Here is a 20,511-nt window from a genome sequence, read left to right on the forward strand (position 1 = left end):
CGATCCGACACTTTTACAATGGCCCGCATGCCGTTCACCGCCACGACGAAAGCGCCCGACTGGCCTCACAAGGGCACCGCGCCGCGTGCAGCGCCCTTACTGCATCCGCCGCTACATCGAGTAGGGTGGCCGGATCGCTCGGCATCGAGGCCGCAAGCCGCGCCGCGCGCTTGTCGCTATCCTCGCCCGAACTCGCGGTCGCGTCCTTCGCCTTTTTCTTCTCGCGCTGCCGGGCGCGCGCCGCAGCGCCGCCCTCGTCGGCCGCGCCGGTCGGCGCCGGATGCTCCACCAGGTAGGCGTCGACGCAACCCGGCTTGCCGAAGATGTCGCAAAATTTCAAGCCGTCTACGACGCAGCACACCGGCAAGGGGTACTGCATCCAGTGTTCGGGTTCGGGGTAGGGGTGCAACAGCTCGCCGCAGTGGCGGCACCGCTCGACCTCGGGATTCTCCACGCTGCCGCTAAACAGTCTGCCCGCCATGACGGCACCATTGCGCCTGTTCGTTCGTTCGCTCATGTCGCCCCAAGCCCCGGCCTTGCGGCCGGGGCTGCCCCTCATCAGTCAATAGCCCGGAAGATCAGGCCGGCCTCGGGGTGCGTCTTGGCGAAGTCGCGCAAGGCGTGGTAGTGGTCGGCCAGGGTGTCGCCGGCATCGGTCCCGTGGACCTCTGCCGCGAGTTGACCCACGGCGAACAGGGTCGCCACGATGCCGGCGGCGTCGGCCGACATTTCGCCGTTGAAGCCATTGCCGTCGACCGACAGGCGCATGCGCTTGTCGGTGGCCGGGGCCATGTAGAAACCGCCGTTGGTCAGCGTGTAGAAGCTCCAGAAGCCGCCGTTGTAGTCCTCTGACAAGGTATCGAGCCAGCCGAACACCAGGGACTCGCCGCGCATCATCAGGCGCGGGCCGAAGAAAGCGGGGAGGAAGGAAAGGCGGTCGCCTTCGGCAACCAGGTTGGCGGCAACAGGTGGCAGTGCGTGGGCTTCGATCATCGGAAGTTCTCCGGTAAGTGACCTGGGCAAGATGCCCGGCCTTCAAATGTCATACTAGGGCAATATGCCCTAACCGTCAAGTCCCTAGACGAAAAACCCGTCATTTCGCTGGGTTGCATGCGGTGTCCTGATGGTCAGCGCGTGTGTCGGATGTTGCAGTGCAGGCCCTCGCGCTGGCAATAGGCGATGATCGCGGCGCGCTCGGCAAGCCGATCCGTCGCGGCCTGGACCGACAGTAGCGCATTCATTTCCTGACGTTCAACCTCGGGCAGCCAGCGCAGCTCGTCCATTGTCGCGCACCAGGCGACGGGCGGCCCGATAGGCTCGGCGGTTCATTGTGCGCCCCTCAGGTAGCCGCTGCCGGTGGTGCCCGGCCGGAGCTGCTTCTTGGCCCACGGCCGACCTCTTCCTTCCTTGGAGTCCAAACTTGCGTCCGCCGGGAAGCGACAGTGGTTGAGTTCGGCAAGGCGGCGTGGCGTGCATGGTTTGAATATCCGGGGAGTCCAGAGGGGCGGTAGCCCCTTTGGGCATAGCGCAGCGTAAGCGGACGAACTTTCTTCCAGGCGCTTGCGCCTGGAGCCAGACCAGAAGCGCCGGAGGCGCTCAATTTATCCGCTGGAGGGAGGTGCGGAGCTAGGCGGTTGAGTTGGCACGGCTTGGGGGATGCCGGGCGGGAAGCGCCGCAGGCGCGGGCGGAGCGCGTAGCGCGGAGGAGCCGGCGGGGGGCTTGCCCCCCAAGAGGCGGTGCTTTTTTTGGTTAAAAGCAGGTTAAAAACCGGTTAGCGCTCCATAGGAAAGGCTTTTCCTCTTGATACGTCAATGCCTTACGCGATAATGGCCTAGGTCATCTGTCAAGCTTTCGTAGGTCATCTGTTACGGTTTTCTAGGCCATCTGTCACGCGAACAGCTCGAAACCAGGCTGTTTCGAGCGTAAACCGTAGGTCATCCGTCACAAAACGTAGGCCATCAGTCACGCTCGAGGCCTCGCTTGCGGTGGGCGACGCTTGACCTGACGACTTATCCACACTGGCAGCCGTGTTGGGCTGAAAACCCGTGACGCTTGACCTACGATCTGCGAAAACGCCGTAGCTCATCAGTCACGCACCGTAGGCCATCTGTCAAAAACACTGCTTGGCTGTGGATCAAATCGCCGCATCGTAGGTCATCAGTCACGCTTCCGGCCTCTGCCTGTGGACAACTCGTCCTCGATTTCGCGCAAAGGGCTTGGTTGCTAACCAGGTCGTGACGCTTGACCTACGCCTCGTAAACGCCAAAGGGCGCTTGCGCGCCCTTTGTACCGTGCTTCGTTCGATGGTGGCTTTATTCACACGCGCAGCAGATGAGATCGTCTTTGGACAGGTGTGCAGCCGCCGCAATTTTGGCTTCCTGAACCTCAGCACACGCTCTCCTGACCGTCTGCCGCCAGCTCGTGGCGCTGGAGTCCGTCGAGCCGCACATTTTCCGGAACTTCTCAAGCGCCAAGGGGTAAGGGTGCTTGTGGCTCTCGATGTAGTCGGCTAGGCGTCGTGCGACGGGCGACAAATCGCGGTATACCTCCCATGAATGGCTCGTGAAGGTGTTGCCGGCAAACAGCACGATCAAGTTGGGGTCGATCCATACGCGGTACTGCGTCGGTTTGCCCTCGGCGTCGTTCACGGCACTGTAGTTCTGGATCAGCGAGATTGCGCCGCTCTTACCGTAAGCCTTGGTATTCAGCGCCATCACTTCGTTCGCCTTGAGCCGGGAAATGCACTCGCGGGCCTTGTCGTAATAGCGACCGTTCTTGTGCCAACCGACATCGCTCACCAAGTCCCTGACGGAGAACTCGAACGGCTCACCAAGCGGCACCCGCTGCCCGTAGTTGAGGATTTGCAGCCACACGATTTCGTCGTCCTCGGCGCGGAGCTCGATCCCGGTGTAAAGGATGGAAACGTGCTCGTTGTAGTGGAACAGCTTTTCGTGCATCAGCGTCTTGCGCGGCTCTCGCTTGTTCCTGGCCGTAAAGATGGATGAACGAGCATAGTCGTTGGGGATGTGGCGCAAGTCCTCGCGCTCGCCAATCGTTTCTGGAAACAGCAGATCAAGCTGAAACTGTTTCTCGCTCGGCTTGATACCTTTGCTGTTCAGGTACGCGTGGCGCTGCAGCTTCTCGATGCCGATCATTACCTCATTAGCCATCGCCGCCCCCTATCGGTGTTGATTCGGCCGTAAAGCACCCAAACTCCTGGCATACAGCTTCGCCAGGCGGCGCACATGGTGCATTATCACTTGCCACGAGTGGCTCCACACGATAATCGGAATCGCTATGCCGCACGTCGGCATAGCGGGTAAGATTGCGGACAAATTGAAACAATTTGTGACGCCTACCTAACGTTCGTGCTGGTGGTTATATTGGCATAAGTATAGCTATACTTATGCCAACGGTCAAAGAAATTTTTAGCGGCTAAAATCAAGAGCGCGCAGATAAGAGCTACAGCCTTGTACAACTATATTTTTTTCACAAACGTGCTGCGCGTCCTTGACGAGCTGCAAATGACAAAGCATGAGTTGGCCGACAAATCCGGCGTGTCCATCTCCTTCCTTTCCGACATCACCACGGGTAAGGGCAATCCTTCCTTGAAGGTGATGGAGGACATTGCCAAAGCATTGCAAACGCCCCTGCCGCTGTTGCTTGAATCGACTGACTTGGACAAGACCTCCCTTGAAGCCTTGGCTGGCGAGAAGGTGCCGAGCAGCCTGCCCCCCGGATATGAGCGGGTGGCGGCTGTCCTCCCTGAACACCAAGCATTCATCGTGAAGAAGTGGGCCGAGGCTACCCAGAAGAAGCTCAAGAAGGGGTAACGCCAGGAAGGCAGGCCAGAACAAAAATTAGAAGACCGCGTTTTAGCGGCTAAAGCTCGCCGGGGTGGCTCAACCCCCGGAACCGCACGCCCGCAGCAAATCCCGCAGAAACACACGAAAAGTACCAGCATGGGCGCTTTGTCGTATTCCTGCTGCGTCTTTTCGTATTTATTTCGGATAATTCGTCAGAATTTGTTTCATCAAGTCGTTTCTGTTGCATCGTAAATTATTCCGGTATACCGTTTATGAAGTGTTAGCTAAGAACAGCGACATTTCAAGCAGGCGGAACCGATGAGCGAGCACAAAGAATCGATCAGCATAAAGGAGCGAGCGAAGCGGAAGCTCGAACGGGACATGGGACCAGAGCTCCTTGCTGCCCTGAACGACCCGAAGACCGTCGAAATCATGCTCAATGCCGACGGCAAGCTGTGGCAAGAAAAGCTGGGCGAACCGATGAAGTGCATCGGCTCGATGCGCGCGGCGCAGGCGCAGGCCATCATCGAGACCATCGCCGGCTACCACGGCAAGGAAGTCACCCGCCAGAAACCGATCCTGGAAGGCGAATTGCCCCTAGACGGCTCGCGCTTCGCCGGCCAGCTCCCCCCGGTAGTCCCGGCGCCGACCTTCGCCATTCGTAAGAAGGCCGTCGCCATCTTCACCCTGGATCAGTACGTCGACAGCGGCGCCATGACGGCCGGGCAGCGTGATGTGCTTATCGAGGCAATCCGCGCGCACCGCAACATCCTCGTGATCGGCGGCACCGGCAGCGGCAAGACCACATTGGTGAACGCCATCATCAACCAGATGGTGGTCAATGACCCGACCGAACGGGTTTTCATCATCGAGGACACCGGAGAAATCCAGTGCGCCGCCACGAACTACGTCCAGTACCACACCAGCATCGACGTGAACATGACCGCGCTGCTGAAAACCACCCTGCGTATGCGCCCCGACCGAATCCTGGTCGGGGAGGTACGCGGCCCCGAAGCCCTTGACCTGTTGATGGCTTGGAACACCGGTCACGAAGGAGGTGCCGCCACTCTGCATGCCAATAACGCGAAAGCCGGCCTGGATCGGCTCGCAATGCTCATCAGCATGCACCCCGACTCCCCCAAACCTATCGAACCGCTCATCGGCGAGGCGGTTCATGTGGTCGTCCACATCGCCAGGTTCGAAGGCGGCCGCCGCGTTCAGGAAATCCTCGAGGTTTCCGGGTTCGACGGCAGCCGCTACATCACCAAAGCCCTCTGAAGGAGTAACACCCATGCAAATCGCACTGTCCTCGTTCCGCCTCGACCGCAACACCGTTTTCTACCTCGGTCTGCTCGCACTCCTGGCCTTTTTCCTGCTGGCTCCGCATACGGTCTTAGCGTCCGAAGGAACCGGCGGCTCGCTCCCCTATGAAAGCTGGCTGACAAACCTCCGCAACTCCGTCACCGGGCCGGTCGCGTTCACGCTGTCCCTGATCGGCATCGTCGTTGCCGGCGGCATCCTGATCTTCGGCGGCGAACTCAACGGCTTCTTCCGGACGCTGATCTTCATCGTCCTGGTCATGGCCCTGCTGGTCGGCGCGCAAAACATGATGAGCACCTTCTTCGGCCGTGGCGCGGAAATCGCGTCTGTGACCGATGACGCGCTCCAGCACGGCAAGCTGGCCGCCTCGCTGCTCTTCAACAAGCAGGCTGCATAAACATGACCCTGCGCACGATCCCCATTCGTAGAGCCGGCAACCGAGAAAACCTGTTCATGGGCGGGGATCGTGAGCTGGTGATGTTCTCCGGTCTGCTGGCCGGGGCGCTGATTTTCAGCGCCCAAGAAGTGCGCGCAACGGTGTTCGGGATCGCCTTGTGGTTCGCGTCCCTCTTCGTGTTCCGACTGATGGCGAAGTCCGATCCGAAGATGCGTCACGTTTACCTGCGGCACCGCCGCTACAAGGGCTATTACCCGGCGCGCTCGACGCCCTTCCGTGACAACACGACCAGCCAAGGGAAGCAATACAAATGATCCAGGCAATCGCAATCACCATTGCTGTCGTCGGGGCCGCCTTGTTGCTCATCCTGTTTGCCCGCATCCGTACGGTCGATGCCGAATTGCAGCTCAAGAAACATCGTTCCAAGGACGCGGGCCTGGCCGACTTGCTCAACTACGCCGCAGTGGTCGATGACGGGGTGATCGTGGGCAAGAACGGCTCCTTTATGGCCGCGTGGCTATATCGGGGGGATGACAACGCCAGCAGCACTGACGAGCAGCGCGAAATGGTGTCGTTCCGCATCAACCAGGCCCTTGCGGGGCTCGGCAGCGGATGGATGGTGCACGTCGACGCGGTGCGCCGGCCGGCGCCCAACTACTCGATAAAGGGAGTCTCGCATTTCCCTGATGCCGTCTCGGCCGCGATAGACGAGGAACGGCGCCGGCTGTTCGAGGGCCAGGGCACGATGTACGAGGGCTATTTCGTGCTGACGCTCACCTGGTTCCCGCCGGTCCTGGCGCAACGCAAATTCGTGGAACTGATGTTCGATGATGACGCGATCGCGCCGGACCACAAGGCCCGCACGATGGGCCTGATCGCGCAATTCAAGCGGGAAATCACGGTCATCGAAAACCGCCTGTCCTCGGCCGTCAATCTGACTCGAATGCGCGGCCAGAAGGTGGTCAATGAGGACGGCTCCACCGTCACGCATGACGACTTCCTGAGCTGGTTGCAGTTCTGCATCACCGGCCGCCATCACCCGGTTCTGCTGCCGAGCAATCCGATGTATCTGGATGCCGTGATCGGCGGTCAAGAGCTGTGGGGCGGGGTGGTGCCCAAGATCGGCCGCAACTTTGTCCAGGTGGTCGCCATCGAGGGCTTTCCCCTGGAGTCCACACCCGGCCTCTTGACGGCCCTGGGCGAGCTGCCGTGCGAATACCGCTGGTCGAGCCGTTTCATCTTCATGGACCAGCACGAGGCGGTGAAGCACCTGGACAAGTTCCGCAAGAAGTGGCGGCAGAAGGTGCGCGGGTTCTTCGATCAGGTCTTCAACACCAACACCGGGGCGGTCGATCAGGACGCGCTCTCGATGGTCGGCGATGCCGAAGCGGCGATTGCCGAAGTAAACAGCGGCCTGGTCGCGCAAGGCTATTACACGGGCGTCGTGGTGCTGATGAACGAGGATCGGGACAAGCTCGAAGAGTCGGCCCGCCTGGTCGAGAAGTCCATCAACCGCCTGGGCTTCGCGGCACGCATCGAAACCATCAACACGCAAGATGCCTTCCTCGGCAGTCTGCCCGGTCATGGCGTCGAGAACGTGCGCCGGCCGCTCATCAACACGATGAACCTGGCCGACCTGTTGCCGACCTCATCCATCTGGACGGGAAACGCCGACGCCCCGTGCCCGCTCTATCCGCCGCTGTCGCCGGCCCTGATGCACTGCGTTACGCATGGAGCCACGCCGTTCCGCCTCAACCTCCATGTGCGCGACCTCGGCCACACGTTCATGTTCGGCCCGACCGGCGCCGGCAAGTCCACGCACTTGGCACTGATCGCCGCGCAGCTCCGGCGCTATGCCGGCATGACGATCTATGCCTTCGACAAAGGCATGTCCATGTACCCGCTGACCAAGGCGGTCGGTGGGCGGCACTTCTCGGTGGCGGCCGATGATGACCGCCTGGCCTTCTGCCCCCTCCAGTTCCTCGAGACAAAGGGGGATCGTGCCTGGGCGATGGAATGGATCGACACCATCCTGGCGTTGAACGGGGTGGAAACCACGCCGGCACAGCGCAACGAAATCGGCCACGCGATCATGAGCATGCAGCGCAGCGGCGCCCGCACGCTCTCCGAGTTCTCGGTGACGATCCAGGACGAGGCGATCCGCGAGGCGATCAGGCAGTACACGGTGGACGGCACGATGGGTCACCTGCTGGACGCCGAAGAAGATGGCTTGTCGCTCGCCGACTTCACCACGTTTGAAATCGAGGAACTGATGGACCTCGGCGAGAAGTACGCGCTGCCGGTCTTGCTGTACCTGTTCCGCCGCATCGAGCGCAGCCTGAAAGGCCAGCCCGCCGTCATCATCCTGGATGAAGCCTGGTTGATGCTCGGTCATCCGGCATTCCGCGCCAAGATCCGCGAATGGCTCAAGGTGCTGCGCAAGGCCAACTGCCTCGTGCTGATGGCGACGCAGAGCCTTTCCGACGCGGCGAACAGCGGCATCCTCGACGTGATCGTGGAATCGACCGCAACCAAAATTTTCCTGCCGAACGTCTATGCCCGCGACGAGGACACGGCGGCCCTGTATCGCCGTATGGGCCTCAATGCGCGGCAAATCGAAATCCTGGCGACCGCCATTCCGAAACGACAGTACTACTACGTTTCCGAGAATGGCCGCCGCCTCTATGACCTCGCCCTGGGGCCGCTTGCCCTGGCCTTTGTCGGTTCCTCCGACAAGGATTCGGTTGCCACCATCAAGAGCCTTGAAGCCAAGTTCGGCGATGAATGGGTGCATGAGTGGCTGGCCGGGAAGGGCCTGAACCTCAATGACTACCTGGTCGATGACTACCTGGAGGCCGCATGAGCTTTGCTGACACCATAAAAGGCTTGATCTTCATGAAGAAGCCCGAGCCGAACCACGACCCCCTCGATCCGCGCCGCTCAAACGCCCCGCTGGCTGGCGGCCGCCGCAAGGGGAGAGCCGAAAACCCCTACCTGGCCAGCCGCCGCACCTGGAACGATCACGTTGGATCGGTCGTATCCCAGCGGCAGACGTGGCAGGTCATCGGCATCCTGTCGCTGCTGATCGCCTTGGCCAGCGTCGGCGGCGTGATTCACATCGGCAGCCAGTCGAAGTTCATCCCCTACGTGGTGGAAGTCGACAAGCTGGGCCAGACGGTCGCCGCCGGCCCGGTGACAGCGGCCGCGAAAGCCGATCCGCGCGTCGTGCACGCGTCGGTGTCCGAGTTCATTGGGGACGCCCGGATCGTGACGCCCGACGTGGCCTTGCAGCGCAGGGCCGTGTTCCGAGTGTACGCGAAGCTCTCTCCGAACGATCCGGCCACCGCGAAGATGAACGAGTGGCTGAACGGCCATCCCGAGGCCAGCCCTTTCAAGCGGGCCGAAAAGGAGATGGTCAACGTCGAAATCAAGACCGCCCTCCGACAGTCGCCGGACACCTGGCAAGTGGACTGGGTGGAAACCACCCGCGACCGCCAAGGCACCGTGAAGGGCCAGCCGGTCACGATGCGCGCCCTGGTCACGGTGTACACGGCGGAAGTCTCCAGCCAAACGACAGACGATCAGTTGCGGAACAACCCCATGAGCGTGTTCGTCCGCGACTTCTCTTGGTCACGCATTCTTTGATTTGGGGTTATCCAAAAATGAAAAAGCACCTTTCTGCTGTGATCTTGGGCGTCGTGTTGGCTGCGCCCGCCGCGGCGGCAGCAGGCGATGGCCTGGCCGACAAGTATTTCTCCGGGAGGAACCTCGAGCTGACCGCGCAAGAGCGGGAGGCGCTGCGGATCGCCAAGAAGTGGGACGCGGGCTCGGCGGCCGGCATCAAGCCGATGGCGGGCGCCAACGGGGCCGTGCGCTTCGTCTTCGGCGCGCAGCAGCCCAGCATCGTGTGCGCGGTGCTCCAGGTCTGCGATGTCGCCTTGCAGCCCGGCGAGCTGGTGAACTCGATCCACCTGGGCGACACCGCCCGCTGGACGGTTGAGCCGGCCATCACGGGCAGCGGTGTCGCCGAAACCCAGCACCTCATCATCAAACCGATGGACGTGGGCCTGGAAACGAGCCTGGTCGTGACTACGAACCGGCGCACCTATCACCTCAAGCTGCGTTCGCATCGCACCAAGTACATGCCGCAAGTGGCCTTCACCTACCCCGAGGAAGCCCTTGCCAAGTGGGACGCGATCCGCACCCGCGAAGTGCGGGAGCGGGAAGAGCGGACGATGCCGCAGACCGGCGAATACCTCGGCAATTTGTCGTTCGACTATGACGTGTCCGGCGCCACGCGCTGGAAGCCGGTGCGCGTCTACAACGATGGCCGCAAGACCATCATCGAAATGCCATCCGCGATGGAGCAGACCGAGGCGCCGACCCTGCTGGTGGTGCGGAAGGATGGCGGGTTCTTCACCGATGACGAAACCGTGCTGGTGAATTACCGCGTCCAGGACGACCGTTACATCGTGGACACGATCTTCGACAAGGCAATCCTGATTGCCGGCGTCGGCAACAGCCAAGACCGCGTGACCATCACCAGGACGGGGAAATGACCATGAAGAGACTGGTCCTTGTCGCGCTGGTTGCGCTGGCCTTGGGCGGCTGCGCAACGACAGCTCCTTACGGCAACTTCGTCCAGCCGCCGGTTACGGTGGATCAGCAGCAGCTCGCAGGGGATGCCGCCAAGCAGCTCGCGGCGCTGTGGCCGCCGGCCAAGACGCGGTTCGAGCTGCAACAGCCCACGCCGGACGAGTTCGGCGCCGCGCTGGTCGGCAACCTCCGGTCCTCCGGTTACGCCGTCTTGGAGTACGCACCGCAGAAGGCATCCGGCGCCGGCAACGCCACGCCGGAACAGAAGGACGCCGATCCGGTTGTGGTCGTAACGCCGACCACGGTCGCACTGCCGCTGCGGTACGTCCTGGACCATGACGCTGGCACCGGGCTCTATCGCCTGACGCTCCTGGTCGGCTCGCAATCCATTACACGCCCCTACCTGGAACAGAACCGCGTGCTGATTCCGGCCGGGTATTGGGTACGCAAGGAGTAACACCGATGAGCGAAACAGCCGATCAAATGGCACCGGACGCTTCGCCGGGCGAAGTGTCGAAGAAATCGGGCGTGCGCCGGGTAAACAACATGCCGATGTACCTCCTGGGCGGGGTCATGGTGGCGTTTCTGCTGGTCATGATGCTGGTGGCGGCAGATCGCGCCGCCAAGCAGAACGAACTGGCGGCCGGGCCAGCCGAGAAGGCGGGCAACACCTCGATGTTCGCCAAGGAGATTGCCGGCGAGCAGACCGGCGGAATGATCCAGCCGGCCTCGCAACTGGTCGTGCCGGAACTCGACGCGGCCCCGGCCGGCGAGCCGGTATTGATCGCCCGGCCCGAGAACCTGGACGCCCCACCGAAGCCCCCAGCCGGGAGTGGCGAGCTACAGCAGCCCGCGCATGACGATGAGGCCGACCGCATCCGCATGGCGAAGCTCCAAAGGCTCGAGGAGGCGGCCAAGGCGCGAACCGGTGTGCAGATGGTGGCCCCGCGCAGCGCCGGGTCGGCGCTTGGGGGCACAGCAGCCACGCCGCAATCCCGCGATGAAATGCTCGCCCGTCTGGCCGCAGTGCGACAGCAGGCCGATGGTGCCCGCAGCGAAGATCCGACCGCCGCGTACCAAACGCGCCTGGCGCAGATCCGTAGCAACCTCAACAACGGCGCCACCAACCCGGCGTCCGGCGGCGGTGGCGCCCCGCAATTGCTCCAGACCTCGACCGGGGGACGGAACAACATCGCGCAATTCGGGAAAGCCGGGCAGGGGGACCGCTGGGCGATGGACTCTCAGCCTGAGGCACCGCGCACGCCGTTCGAGCTGCGGGCCGGCTTCGTGGTGCCTGCCACGCTGATTTCCGGGATCAATTCCGACCTGCCGGGCCAGATCATGGCCCAAGTCGCGCAGCACGTTTACGACACGCCGACCGGCCGGCATTTGCTGATCCCTCAAGGCTCGCGCCTCGTCGGGACGTACTCCAGCGAGGTCGCCTACGGACAGGCCCGCGTGCTGGTGGCATGGCAACGCATCGTCTTCCCGGATGGGAAGGCGATGGACATTGGCGCGATGCCCGGCGCCGACAGCGCGGGTTATGCCGGCTTCAACGATCAGGTAAACAACCACTACTTCCGGACGTTCACATCGGCCTTCCTCATGTCGGCCGTGACTGCCGGCATCACCTTGAGCCAGGACAACGGCAACAGCACCGGCAACTCGCAACGCGCAAGCGATGCCTTGAGCGAAGCCCTCGGGCAGCAGCTCGGCCAGGTCACGGCACAGATGATCGCCAAGAACCTGAACATCGCGCCGACGCTGGAGATCCGGCCCGGCTACCGCTTTAACGTGATCGTCACCAAAGACATGACGTTTTCAAAGCCGTACCAATCGTTCGATTACTGACGAGAAGGAGAAGCACTTATGAAGATGAAATTTTTAGCCGCTAAAGCCGCCCTGGTCGTCGCTCTGTCCGCAGGCCCGCTCACGGCGCACGCCGGGATTCCGGTCATCGACGGCGCCAACCTCTCGCAAACCATCACGACGGCCATCGAGAGTGTTGCCCAAACGCTCAAACAGATCGAGCAGTATTCGACGCAGCTCCAGCAGTACGAGAACCAACTGCAAAACACGGTGGCGCCGACCGCCTACATTTGGGACCGCGCGCAATCGACCATCAACGGCTTGATGAGCGCGGTCGACACCCTGAACTACTACAAGACGCAGCTCGGCAGCGTCGATGCCTACCTTGGCAAGTTTCAGGACGTGGCCTATTACCGGGGCTCGCCGTGCTTCTCATCTGCCGGGTGCAGCGATACGGAGCGGGCGGCCATGAATGAAAACCGCCGCCTGGCTTCCGAATCGCAGAAGAAGGCCAACGATGCACTTTTCCGTGGCCTCGACAGACAACAGGAAGCCCTCAAGACCGACGCCCGCACGCTGGAGCAACTGCAATCGAGTGCCCAAAGCGCCAGCGGCCAGATGCAGGCCCTCGGCTATGCCAACCAGCTCGCCAGCCAGCAAGCCAACCAGCTCTTGCAGATCCGGGGGCTGCTGATCGCCCAGCAGAACGCGGTTGCCACCCGCATGCAGGCGGAAGCCGACCGCGAGGCGCAGCAGCAAGTCGCCTCCGAACAACTGCGCCGTGGCACGTTCCAGGTCAGCCCGGCGCGCTCCTGGTAAGGGGGATTCATGCAAGCAACCAAGACCCTGATCCTGACCGGAGCCGCCCTCGTGGCGGCCCTTCTGGCCGGCTGCGATAACAAGCCGGCCGCGCAGGATCTTCCCGAAGTAAACGACGAAAACTGCCGCCCTGAAAACATCGCCAAGCTGGATAAGGGCGTGCAGCAAGCGTTTTCTTCTCAGTGCTTGCGGCGCGGCGCCTTCAAACCCAGCGAACAAAAGACTTGGTGAGGCGCTGACAAATGAGAATGCCAGCCAGCTTGAAACTCGCCGTGCCGCTGCTCGTTTGGCTGGCGTTCTTTTCGTTGGACGCCCATGCCGCAGTCAACAGCGCCGGCCTCTTTGACGATGTTCTGAACCGTTACAACAGCGCGGCCAGTGCGTGGGCCGGCGTCATCACGAATGCTGCGACCTGGCTGTTCTGGACGCTCGTTCTAATTTCGATGGTCTGGACGTTCGGCATGATGGCTTTGCGCAAGGCTGACATTGGCGAGTTCTTCGCGGAGTTCGTCCGCTTCACCATCTTCACAGGCTTCTTCTGGTGGCTGCTGACCAACGGCCCCAATTTTGCCTCTTCGATCTATGCGTCGCTGCGCCAAATCGCGGGCAACGCGACAGGCTTGGGGAATGCGCTATCTCCGTCTGGCGTCGTCGATGTGGGCTTTGCGATCTTCTACAAGGTCATGGATCAGTCGTTCGTCTGGTCGCCAGTGGACAGCATGGCCGGCATCCTCATGGCCCTGGTGATCCTGGTTGTTCTCGCCCTAGTCGGCGTGAACATGCTTCTGCTCCTGGCGTCCGGTTGGGTGCTCGCCTATGGCGGCGTGTTCTTCCTCGGCTTCGGTGGTAGCCGTTGGACGAGCGACATGGCGATCAACTACTACAAGACCGTGCTGGGCGTAGCCGCCCAGCTCATGGCCATGGTGCTCCTGGTCGGCATCGGCAAGACCTTCCTGGATGACTATTACGCGCGGATGAGCGAAGGCATCAACCTCAAGGAATTGGGGGTGATGCTGATTGTCTGCGTCATCCTGCTTGTCCTGGTCAACAAGATTCCCAGCCTCATTGCCGGGGTCATCACAGGCGCAAGCGTCGGGCATGCAGGGATCGGCAATTTCGGGGCTGGTGCGGCAATCGGCGCCGCCGGTATGGCGGCAGCAGCAGCGGCAACAGGGGGCGCGATGTTGGCCGCTGGTGCCGCGAACGCTGCCGGCGGTGCGCAAGGCCTGATGTCGGCCTTCTCGAAGGCCAGCGAGAACGTGCAATCCGGCTCCGACGTGCTCACCAGCATGTGGGGCGGTGGCGTGGGCAACAAGAGCGAGGACAGCACCGGCAGCACACCATTCGCTCAAGCGGCCGGCTTCGCCTCCTCTGGCGGCACCCAATCGGACGGCAGCTCGGGGTTGCAGGCCGAAGGGCAGGGTGGGGACGCCAAGGGCAACGACCAAGGGAAGACCCACCAGGGCCAAGGCAAGACCGGGGATTCCAAAAACAGCGCCGGATCGAGCGGAGCAGGAAAGGCCGAAGGCGGCCAGCAACAAAGCTCGGGCGGGATGCGGGCGTCGGCAGCGAAAGCGGGCCTGATCGCCGCGGACGCGACGGCGAACCTGGCCAAAGGCACTGCACAGGTGGCGAAGGAAAAGATGACCAGCATCAAGGATGCTGCGATGGAGCGCATCGCCGAAACCCCAGGGGGCAAGATCGCCGCCGCCATCAAGGCCGGGAATGCGAGAGACGAGGCAGGAAGCGCCGTCGAATCGGTGCCGACGTTCGCAGGTGACACCCTCGCGGGGGCCGGGACTAGCGATGCCGACGCGGCGGCAGAAATCGCGGCGTTCGCCAACCGAGACACCAAATCCACATGAGCAAGGAGAAACGAAGAATGAAGAAGAACCTGTTTGGCATGGTTCTCGTGGCGGCGGCCCTGAGCGCAGCGGCCAACTCGGCCAGCGCGCAAGACGCGGACGTGCTCTCCGGCGACACTCGCCTGGCTTGCGAGGCAATCCTGTGCCTCTCTACAGGACAACGGCCGAGCGAGTGCACGCCGTCCTTGGATCGCTACTTCGGCATCAAGAAAAAGAAGCTGTCCGACACGCTCGAGGCGCGGCTCGATTTCCTGAACAAGTGCCCGGTCGCCAACCAGACGCCGCAAATGTCGGCCCTGGTTCGGGCCATCTCGCGCGGTGCCGGCCGCTGCGACGCCGCATCGTTGAATAGCACGCTGCAAATGTGGACCGGCGGCGACGGCGGCGAAATCTACATCAGCAACAGGATGCCGGACCACTGCGCAGCCTACACGGGCCACGCCTACACCGACTTTAACGTGAAAGAGCCCACATCCGAGACGAGCGCGCGCCTGACCGCTGAAGGTCATGGGGTGGAAGGGCGGGTGAATCAGGCGGCTGCGCGAATGAAGCCGAAGCGAGTCAGCGCCTTGATCCAGCGTGGAGCGTTGCGTTGAACGGAAAGCGCCTCATAGTCGGTGGCTGAATCCCGGTAGTGTTCGCCACGTTTGAGCATGAAGTAGATGGTGCGCAGAATCTTGTGTGCCAAGGCGACGATGGCGCGTTTGTGGCCGCGGCGAACGATGAGCGACTGGAACTTCGACTGCAAGGCCGATTTGGTGCGGCTGGCGGCATGAGCGAACTCGCAGAGCAGGCGTCGGACATAGAGGTTGCCCTTGCGAACGCGTCCGGATTTGCGCTTGCCCGCCGACTCATTGTTGCCCGGGCAGATGCCGACCCAGGACGTCAGCCGATCCGCGCAGCCGAATGCCTCCATATCGGTGCCAATTTCCACCAGCAGCATGGCTGCGCCGATCAGATCGACGCCGGGCAGGGTTTGCAGCAAGGCGAGCGCGTTTCGTTCGTCCTGCAGTCCATCCAGAAGTCGCGCATCGAAGCGCGCAATGCGCGCCTCGATCTCCTCGACATGGTGCATCAGTTCATCGAGCACGAAGCGATGGCTGTCGGTCAGTTCCCCTTGCAAGGCATCGAAGATTTCCTCGCGACTGGCCTTGAGTCGCCGACTGGCGAACTTCAGCACCTCGTTCGGCGAGTGCCCTTCGATGATGGCCTTGACCATGGCGCGTGCCGACTGACCATGCAGATCGCTCACCACCACGCCCAGGCGGATGCCGCCGTCGGTCAGCACCTTGTGCAGGCGGTTCTTCTCGGAGGCCAGCAGACCCACCAGTTTCTGCCGCTGCCGCGAAATCAGACGCAACTCACGCAGCCGTGCCGGCGGCACGAACGAACCGCGCAGCAATCCGGCACGCGAGAGCGTCGCCAACCATTGCGCATCGCCGACATCGGTCTTGCGTCCGGGAACATTCTTGACGTGCCGGGCATTGACCACTTGCCCACGGATGCCCACCGCTTCCAGTGCGGCATACGGGCTCTTCCAGTAGATGCCCGTGCTCTCCATCACCACCTGATCGGGAGCAAGCGATGCCGCCCAGTCGGCCAGTGCGCGCCGATCGCGTTTGAACGCACCGAATTGCCGCTGTTCGATACGCGTCGTGCCGTCGGCCTCTTCGAGGATCGCGCAGGCCGTAATTTGCGCCTGATGCACATCCAGTCCGATGACTCGTTTGTGTAGCGCTACCAGTTCCATGCCATCTCCCGTCGAATTACACTTAACAGTGGAAGGGGGCGGGTGCCAGAACTGAAAGAGTGCCTGAAGGCGACAAGTCGCCGACGGCCTGTTTAACGTGCGCTCTCTATGGAAGCAATCCGGGGTACGAGTCAGTTCGGCGGGTCACGTTAGCTTGCGGGGTCGAGCCGCCAAAAAATTGCGCGACCTCTTCCCGCCTCCTTCCACCCCGAATTCTCTTTCATCATCAGGGGTGGCGGCCATCGCAATCACCGTTAGCCAGACCATGCCCAAGTATGTCGGGACGCCGGAGAACGGGGGATATTGGGTCGAAGCAAAGGACTACGAACGCGCCCGAGCGGAATATAACGCCCGCTTGGAAACGGAGCGCCGGAACTATTGGTGGGGAGACAGCTAATCATGCTGCCGTTCGTTGCGGATCTCCCCCCGCTGGAGAAAGAGCGCATCGCGTGTTCGATCTCGTCCGCTGTGAAGTATGAAGTGCCCGCCAACATCGTATTGGCGGTCGCCGAAAAGGAAGATGGCAAGCCGGGCCAATGGGTACGCAACACGAACGGCACGCATGACGTAGGCCCGATGCAGTTCAATACCGCGTACCTGCGTGAGCTGGAGCGGTACGGTATCACGGCGAACGATGTAGCGGCCGCCGGCTGCTACTCGTTCGACCTGGCCGCTTGGCGGCTGCGGATGCACCTTCGCCACGACAAGGGAGACATCTGGACGCGAGCGGCGAACTACCATTCCCGCACCCCGCAGTTCAACGCCATCTATCGCGCCGACCTGATGAAGAAGGCCGCGAAGTGGGCGGATTGGATTGAAGCCCGGTTTGTCACCCTCGACGTGACCAAGGAGGGCGCAACGCCCTCAACGCCAGCGATGAAGGCGGAGGCCGCTGCGACCGCGCCGGCAGCTCCAGCCGCGCAGCCGGCCCCGCCGCGAGCCGCCCGAACGGCCGCCTATGTGCCGCGTCAGATCACATTCACCAGCTCGAACGAATGAAGCCGCTGCGAATCTCCGATGGCTCCCTGGAAGCCTTGAAGTGGATCGCCCTGGTGTTGATGACGGGGGACCACGTCAACAAATACCTGTTCAACGCCGCGCTGCCGGCTCTGTTTGAGGCGGGCCGGGTCGCACTGCCGCTCTTCATCTTCGTCCTGGCTTACAACCTGTCCCGGCCCAATGTCATGGCGCGCGGAGCCTATGGCCGCACCATGAAACGCCTGGCGCTCTTCGGTACGGTGGCATCGGTCCCTTTCATCGCCCTGGGCGGGCTCGCCTCCGGGTGGTGGCCGCTCAATGTGCTTTTCACGCTCTTTGTCGTCGCCAGCACGCTGCTGCTGGTCGAGAAGGGCAGGGCGGGCACTTGGATCGTCGCCGGCATCCTCTTCGTGATCGGCGGCAGCTCCGTCGAATACTGGTGGCCGGCTGTTGCCCTCGGCCTCGCCGTGTGGTGGCACTGCAAGCGCCCGTCCTGGTGGTCAGCCGGCACCGCCGTACTGGCGTGCGTGGCCCTCTGGCCCGTCAACGGGAACCTGTGGGCACTGGCCGCTGTGCCGCTCGTCCTGATCGCCTCGCTGGTCGAGCTCCGCATGCCCCGCCTTCGCTGGGCGTTCTACGCCTATTACCCCATGCACCTCGCCGCGCTTTGGCTGATCCGGATTCCGATGAGCAATGCCGGATACCTGTTCTTTTGAATGGAGACAAGATCCATGCGTAAAGCCGTTTTTCTGATCGGGGCTGCTGGCTCTCATGTTGTCGTCGTGGGCTTCGGCCGAATACTCCGTGGGCTTCGGAGCCCCGATTTCCTCCCTGGTGCGGGTGTCATTCCCCGCCAGCAGCAGGGCGTCTCCCTCGGCGGCTTCCCTGCGAGTGAAACGAGGGTTTGCATCCGAGCGGCTACTACGCGTGGAAGCAGCAATCCGTCTCCGAACGCTCGGCCAGCATGGCAACTGCCACGACTGCGCAGTCGCCGAAAGCTTCTTTCAGCTGCTCAAGCGCAAGCGGATCAAGCGAAAAATTTATGCGGACCGGGCACCGGCTGGCTCGGATGTGTGCGATTACATCGAGCTCTTCTACAATCTGCAGCACGCCCCGGTTTCATCTCTCTCCGGTAGCCAGAACAACGCGTGATCGGCGGCGAGGTCAAGTTCGAGGGGCACGTGGCGACCGAGACCCTGAGCACATTCACACCCGCCAACTCCCCTCTCTACACTAATAAGGAATATTGGCGCTTCACCGGGCGCACCGAGTTGGCGCAGTACGGCAGCCTTTCAGAACTCACCACCGCGACGATGCAGTCACGGAGCAAGAGCGTCTTTATGCCGCCGCTGGTCCTGTTACTCGACTTGGCGCCGGGTATTGTCAGCACGCTGACGTTCGCCATGGTCACAACGAATACCATCAACGGCGTTGAGCAGCAGCCCATTACGATTGCGGAGTCCGAGAGCGCGACTTTCATCGGCTTCGAGAAGATCACCATCCCCGCAGGGACCTTCGATGCCTGCCGCTTCAAGCAGAACCATCAGGGTTCCCACGGGCCGACGACAACGCGGTGGCTCCTGCTCGGACACGGTGTGGAACTCAAGTCGTCGACACCGACCTTCGGCGGCACTGGCGCATCGCTCGTGGAGTTAACCACCCTGCTGATCAACGGCGTCGTGCCGCAGTTAACGCCCGGTCGCGCCGGCGGCGGCGGCGACGATTCTGTGCTGGTGTACGGGCATAAAAGGTGCTATGTTGGTAGAGGCTTAGGTGTTTATAGGGGTAGGTGCGATCATGGCTGAGGATTCGACGACAAGGTGGACGGTGACGGTTTCCAGGGAAACCGATCTGGCGCTGCGCGCTTTTCTGGGGGCCCAGGGGATGCGCAAGGGCGACATCTCGCGCTTCATCGAGGACGCCGTGCGCTGGCGGATGTTTGATCAGAACGTGCAGGCCATCAAGGGGCGCAACGCCGATATTCCGGCCGATGAGCTGCAGGCGGCCATCGACGAAGCCTGTGCCGCCGTGCGGGCGGAAATGTGGCCGACGACGCCCAGGCCGGTGTAACCGGTCATGCGGGTTGTGCTCGACACCAATATTCTGATTGCCGCACTGATCACGAAGGACACGCCGCCCGACCGCGCCTATCAGTCCTGGCGCGCAGGTGAATTCACGCTGCTCTCCTGCGACCAGCAGCTCGAGGAAATCCGCCGCGTCACCCGGCGCGAGGGGGTCCGGTTCCGTATCCGGCCGATGGAGGCGGGGCGGATGGTGAACGATCTGCGCAAGCTGGCGATGATGCTCGAAAAGCTGCCCGTCGTGGAGGTCTCACCCGATCCCTACGACAACTACCTGGTGGCCATGGCCATGGCTGGCGACGCCGATTATCTGGTCACCGGCGACAAGCGCGATCTGCTGGCGCTCGAGTGTCATGGCCGCACCCGGATTGTCCCGGTGCGAACCTTTATCGGACTGCGGGAGAGCTAGCGCCCATGGGCTTCCAAGGGCATCCCTCTGCGCGGAAAGGAGTAGCGATGACATCCCGGCTGATTCTCTCGTTCTGGGATCTGTGCCTCGACAACCTGCCGCAGTGAGCACGAAGACAAGAAGCTGTGGCTGTCACGGATCGGCATAAAGGCGCCGGGCATGATCGGCGTAATGGCGCCACTTGGAGGGGTTTGAAAGTGGCGTTTCGAACGGTGCGCAGGATGGGGTAAAACGCTCATAAGCGCAAGGGCCGAATTGGGCCGAAATATGCGTCGTGGAAGGCCCGGAAAGCGGCGGGCGGACCCGCGAAAGCGGGACGATGCGGGTATAGGTCTCGGCCAGGAACGGCCACGGGGACTTTTCCTGTGTCCGTTCCACCAGTACCTCGATGAGAACGGGCGAATTCAGCTCCATCGCCTGGCGAACGCGCGATTGCTGCTCATCGGATTACCGACCTTCATGCCGGTGATGCCGATCATCGCAATGATGCGCCCGGTACGCAACTGCATTTGCGCAGCCCGGATGCCGCCAGTCCACGAAACGCGCGGTCTGCCCCAAGTGCAAGCGCATGCGGATCTGCAGGATCCGCGCTGTAAGGACTTGCGGAAGGTTGTGCGACAATCGTCGCAAATTGAATCGTACGTCTCGTGTCGGTGCTATGCTTAAGCCGAGATGAAGGG

Annotated in this window: 25 protein-coding genes and 1 pseudogene; 20 read left to right on the top strand and 6 right to left on the bottom strand. The window is 62.2% G+C overall.

Translation table 11 applies throughout. The features are described 5' to 3' along the window. Positions 1-34: 34 nt before the first annotated feature. The 4 genes from GO606_RS00350 to trfA form a co-directional block, all read right to left on the bottom strand. Entirely contained in the window at positions 35-517 is a 483-nt protein-coding gene (locus GO606_RS00350; RefSeq protein WP_169200683.1) for a hypothetical protein, read from the bottom strand. A gap of 41 nt (positions 518-558) precedes the next feature. Continuing rightward, positions 559-993, bottom strand: coding sequence for an antirestriction protein (locus GO606_RS00355; RefSeq protein WP_169119617.1), 435 nt, complete (start codon positions 991-993; stop codon positions 559-561). A gap of 134 nt (positions 994-1,127) precedes the next feature. Then, complete coding sequence (locus tag GO606_RS00360; protein ID WP_211166741.1) at positions 1,128-1,283, bottom strand: hypothetical protein; 156 nt, start codon at positions 1,281-1,283, stop codon at positions 1,128-1,130. 1,030 nt (positions 1,284-2,313) lie between these two features. Then, positions 2,314-3,156 (bottom strand): plasmid replication initiator TrfA, encoded by an 843-nt coding sequence (gene trfA / locus GO606_RS00365; protein ID WP_246979202.1) that lies wholly within the window; start codon positions 3,154-3,156, stop codon positions 2,314-2,316. 315 nt (positions 3,157-3,471) lie between these two features. Between trfA and GO606_RS00370 the strand changes: the two genes are divergently transcribed. The 13 genes from GO606_RS00370 (at position 3,472) to GO606_RS00430 (ending at position 15,209) form a co-directional block, all read left to right on the top strand. Further along, on the top strand, positions 3,472-3,834 hold the full coding sequence (locus GO606_RS00370; RefSeq protein WP_169119619.1) for a transcriptional regulator: 363 nt from the start codon (positions 3,472-3,474) through the stop codon (positions 3,832-3,834). 291 nt (positions 3,835-4,125) lie between these two features. Continuing rightward, positions 4,126-5,085: a P-type conjugative transfer ATPase TrbB gene (gene trbB, locus GO606_RS00375; protein WP_169119620.1), complete on the top strand. Its 960-nt coding sequence runs from the start codon at positions 4,126-4,128 to the stop codon at positions 5,083-5,085. A gap of 13 nt (positions 5,086-5,098) precedes the next feature. Further along, positions 5,099-5,524, top strand: coding sequence for a conjugal transfer system pilin TrbC (trbC, locus tag GO606_RS00380; RefSeq protein WP_169119621.1), 426 nt, complete (start codon positions 5,099-5,101; stop codon positions 5,522-5,524). A gap of 2 nt (positions 5,525-5,526) precedes the next feature. After that, complete coding sequence (locus GO606_RS00385) at positions 5,527-5,838, top strand: conjugal transfer protein TrbD (RefSeq protein WP_169119622.1); 312 nt, start codon at positions 5,527-5,529, stop codon at positions 5,836-5,838. Beyond that, positions 5,835-8,387, top strand: a complete 2,553-nt coding sequence (locus tag GO606_RS00390; protein WP_169119623.1) for a VirB4 family type IV secretion/conjugal transfer ATPase — start codon at positions 5,835-5,837, stop codon at positions 8,385-8,387. Before GO606_RS00385 ends, GO606_RS00390 begins: the two co-directional genes overlap by 4 nt. After that, a complete protein-coding gene (locus GO606_RS00395; protein ID WP_169119624.1) occupies positions 8,384-9,169 on the top strand; it encodes a conjugal transfer protein TrbF in 786 nt (261 codons plus the stop codon). Before GO606_RS00390 ends, GO606_RS00395 begins: the two co-directional genes overlap by 4 nt. A 17-nt stretch (positions 9,170-9,186) precedes the next feature. After that, the gene (trbG, locus tag GO606_RS00400) at positions 9,187-10,083 is read left to right on the top strand and encodes a P-type conjugative transfer protein TrbG (protein ID WP_169119625.1); all 897 of its coding nucleotides are present in this window, start codon (positions 9,187-9,189) and stop codon (positions 10,081-10,083) included. Next, a complete protein-coding gene (locus GO606_RS00405; protein ID WP_425532171.1) occupies positions 10,080-10,577 on the top strand; it encodes a conjugal transfer protein TrbH in 498 nt (165 codons plus the stop codon). The genes trbG and GO606_RS00405 overlap by 4 nt, the downstream gene beginning before the upstream one ends. Positions 10,578-10,582: 5 nt before the next feature. Continuing rightward, positions 10,583-11,971, top strand: coding sequence for a TrbI/VirB10 family protein (locus GO606_RS00410; RefSeq protein ID WP_169119627.1), 1,389 nt, complete (start codon positions 10,583-10,585; stop codon positions 11,969-11,971). Positions 11,972-11,989: 18 nt separating this feature from the next. Continuing rightward, complete coding sequence (trbJ, locus tag GO606_RS00415; RefSeq protein ID WP_169119628.1) at positions 11,990-12,748, top strand: P-type conjugative transfer protein TrbJ; 759 nt, start codon at positions 11,990-11,992, stop codon at positions 12,746-12,748. Between the two features lie 9 nt (positions 12,749-12,757). Further along, positions 12,758-12,979 (top strand): entry exclusion lipoprotein TrbK, encoded by a 222-nt coding sequence (gene trbK / locus GO606_RS00420; RefSeq protein ID WP_169119629.1) that lies wholly within the window; start codon positions 12,758-12,760, stop codon positions 12,977-12,979. 11 nt (positions 12,980-12,990) lie between these two features. After that, a complete protein-coding gene (gene trbL, locus GO606_RS00425; RefSeq protein ID WP_211166742.1) occupies positions 12,991-14,613 on the top strand; it encodes a P-type conjugative transfer protein TrbL in 1,623 nt (540 codons plus the stop codon). A gap of 17 nt (positions 14,614-14,630) precedes the next feature. After that, on the top strand, positions 14,631-15,209 hold the full coding sequence (locus tag GO606_RS00430; RefSeq protein ID WP_169119630.1) for a TrbM/KikA/MpfK family conjugal transfer protein: 579 nt from the start codon (positions 14,631-14,633) through the stop codon (positions 15,207-15,209). Here GO606_RS00430 and GO606_RS00435 read toward each other — a convergent pair. Beyond that, positions 15,143-16,363, bottom strand: coding sequence for an IS110 family RNA-guided transposase (locus GO606_RS00435; RefSeq protein WP_246979205.1), 1,221 nt, complete (start codon positions 16,361-16,363; stop codon positions 15,143-15,145). The two genes, GO606_RS00430 and GO606_RS00435, sit on opposite strands and share 67 nt — an antisense overlap. Before the next feature lie 265 nt (positions 16,364-16,628). Between GO606_RS00435 and GO606_RS00440 the strand changes: the two genes are divergently transcribed. From GO606_RS00440 to GO606_RS00470, 7 genes and pseudogenes are all read left to right on the top strand, one after another. Then, positions 16,629-16,760 (top strand): TrbM/KikA/MpfK family conjugal transfer protein, encoded by a 132-nt coding sequence (locus tag GO606_RS00440; RefSeq protein WP_246979231.1) that lies wholly within the window; start codon positions 16,629-16,631, stop codon positions 16,758-16,760. 2 nt (positions 16,761-16,762) lie between these two features. Further along, complete coding sequence (locus tag GO606_RS00445; RefSeq protein ID WP_425532172.1) at positions 16,763-17,362, top strand: lysozyme family protein; 600 nt, start codon at positions 16,763-16,765, stop codon at positions 17,360-17,362. Then, on the top strand, positions 17,359-18,057 hold the full coding sequence (locus tag GO606_RS00450) for a TraX family protein (RefSeq protein ID WP_169120738.1): 699 nt from the start codon (positions 17,359-17,361) through the stop codon (positions 18,055-18,057). Before GO606_RS00445 ends, GO606_RS00450 begins: the two co-directional genes overlap by 4 nt. 247 nt (positions 18,058-18,304) lie before the next feature. Next, a pseudogene (locus GO606_RS00455) lies at positions 18,305-18,493 on the top strand (IS3 family transposase); the annotation flags it as partial. Beyond that, positions 18,490-19,146: a hypothetical protein gene (locus tag GO606_RS00460; RefSeq protein WP_169120736.1), complete on the top strand. Its 657-nt coding sequence runs from the start codon at positions 18,490-18,492 to the stop codon at positions 19,144-19,146. The pseudogene GO606_RS00455 and the gene GO606_RS00460, both read left to right, overlap by 4 nt. After that, positions 19,139-19,411, top strand: coding sequence for a ribbon-helix-helix domain-containing protein (locus tag GO606_RS00465; RefSeq protein ID WP_169120734.1), 273 nt, complete (start codon positions 19,139-19,141; stop codon positions 19,409-19,411). The genes GO606_RS00460 and GO606_RS00465 overlap by 8 nt, the downstream gene beginning before the upstream one ends. A gap of 6 nt (positions 19,412-19,417) precedes the next feature. Next, a complete protein-coding gene (locus GO606_RS00470; protein WP_169120732.1) occupies positions 19,418-19,831 on the top strand; it encodes a putative toxin-antitoxin system toxin component, PIN family in 414 nt (137 codons plus the stop codon). A 132-nt stretch (positions 19,832-19,963) separates the two neighbouring features. Here the strand turns inward: GO606_RS00470 and GO606_RS00475 are convergent, their stop codons facing one another. Then, complete coding sequence (locus tag GO606_RS00475) at positions 19,964-20,245, bottom strand: hypothetical protein (RefSeq protein WP_169120730.1); 282 nt, start codon at positions 20,243-20,245, stop codon at positions 19,964-19,966. Positions 20,246-20,511: the final 266 nt, after the last annotated feature.

This window comes from Aromatoleum anaerobium (assembly GCF_012910705.2).
In the GTDB taxonomy this organism is placed as follows: Bacteria; Pseudomonadota; Gammaproteobacteria; order Burkholderiales; family Rhodocyclaceae; genus Aromatoleum; species Aromatoleum anaerobium.

Excerpts from the sequence above, each read along its gene's own strand:
- GO606_RS00350 (WP_169200683.1), bottom strand. The coding sequence starts at position 517 with ATGAGCGAACGAACGAACAGGCGCAATGGTGCCGTCATGGCGGGCAGA.
- GO606_RS00355 (WP_169119617.1), bottom strand. The coding sequence starts at position 993 with ATGATCGAAGCCCACGCACTGCCACCTGTTGCCGCCAACCTGGTTGCC.
- GO606_RS00360 (WP_211166741.1), bottom strand. The coding sequence starts at position 1,283 with ATGGACGAGCTGCGCTGGCTGCCCGAGGTTGAACGTCAGGAAATGAAT.
- trfA (WP_246979202.1), bottom strand. The coding sequence starts at position 3,156 with ATGATCGGCATCGAGAAGCTGCAGCGCCACGCGTACCTGAACAGCAAA.
- trbB (WP_169119620.1), top strand. The coding sequence starts at position 4,126 with ATGAGCGAGCACAAAGAATCGATCAGCATAAAGGAGCGAGCGAAGCGG.
- trbC (WP_169119621.1), top strand. The coding sequence starts at position 5,099 with ATGCAAATCGCACTGTCCTCGTTCCGCCTCGACCGCAACACCGTTTTC.
- GO606_RS00385 (WP_169119622.1), top strand. The coding sequence starts at position 5,527 with ATGACCCTGCGCACGATCCCCATTCGTAGAGCCGGCAACCGAGAAAAC.
- GO606_RS00390 (WP_169119623.1), top strand. The coding sequence starts at position 5,835 with ATGATCCAGGCAATCGCAATCACCATTGCTGTCGTCGGGGCCGCCTTG.
- GO606_RS00395 (WP_169119624.1), top strand. The coding sequence starts at position 8,384 with ATGAGCTTTGCTGACACCATAAAAGGCTTGATCTTCATGAAGAAGCCC.
- trbG (WP_169119625.1), top strand. The coding sequence starts at position 9,187 with ATGAAAAAGCACCTTTCTGCTGTGATCTTGGGCGTCGTGTTGGCTGCG.
- GO606_RS00405 (WP_425532171.1), top strand. The coding sequence starts at position 10,080 with ATGACCATGAAGAGACTGGTCCTTGTCGCGCTGGTTGCGCTGGCCTTG.
- GO606_RS00410 (WP_169119627.1), top strand. The coding sequence starts at position 10,583 with ATGAGCGAAACAGCCGATCAAATGGCACCGGACGCTTCGCCGGGCGAA.
- trbJ (WP_169119628.1), top strand. The coding sequence starts at position 11,990 with ATGAAGATGAAATTTTTAGCCGCTAAAGCCGCCCTGGTCGTCGCTCTG.
- trbK (WP_169119629.1), top strand. The coding sequence starts at position 12,758 with ATGCAAGCAACCAAGACCCTGATCCTGACCGGAGCCGCCCTCGTGGCG.
- trbL (WP_211166742.1), top strand. The coding sequence starts at position 12,991 with ATGAGAATGCCAGCCAGCTTGAAACTCGCCGTGCCGCTGCTCGTTTGG.
- GO606_RS00430 (WP_169119630.1), top strand. The coding sequence starts at position 14,631 with ATGAAGAAGAACCTGTTTGGCATGGTTCTCGTGGCGGCGGCCCTGAGC.
- GO606_RS00435 (WP_246979205.1), bottom strand. The coding sequence starts at position 16,363 with ATGGAACTGGTAGCGCTACACAAACGAGTCATCGGACTGGATGTGCAT.
- GO606_RS00440 (WP_246979231.1), top strand. The coding sequence starts at position 16,629 with ATGCCCAAGTATGTCGGGACGCCGGAGAACGGGGGATATTGGGTCGAA.
- GO606_RS00445 (WP_425532172.1), top strand. The coding sequence starts at position 16,763 with ATGCTGCCGTTCGTTGCGGATCTCCCCCCGCTGGAGAAAGAGCGCATC.
- GO606_RS00450 (WP_169120738.1), top strand. The coding sequence starts at position 17,359 with ATGAAGCCGCTGCGAATCTCCGATGGCTCCCTGGAAGCCTTGAAGTGG.
- GO606_RS00465 (WP_169120734.1), top strand. The coding sequence starts at position 19,139 with ATGGCTGAGGATTCGACGACAAGGTGGACGGTGACGGTTTCCAGGGAA.
- GO606_RS00470 (WP_169120732.1), top strand. The coding sequence starts at position 19,418 with ATGCGGGTTGTGCTCGACACCAATATTCTGATTGCCGCACTGATCACG.
- GO606_RS00475 (WP_169120730.1), bottom strand. The coding sequence starts at position 20,245 with ATGGAGCTGAATTCGCCCGTTCTCATCGAGGTACTGGTGGAACGGACA.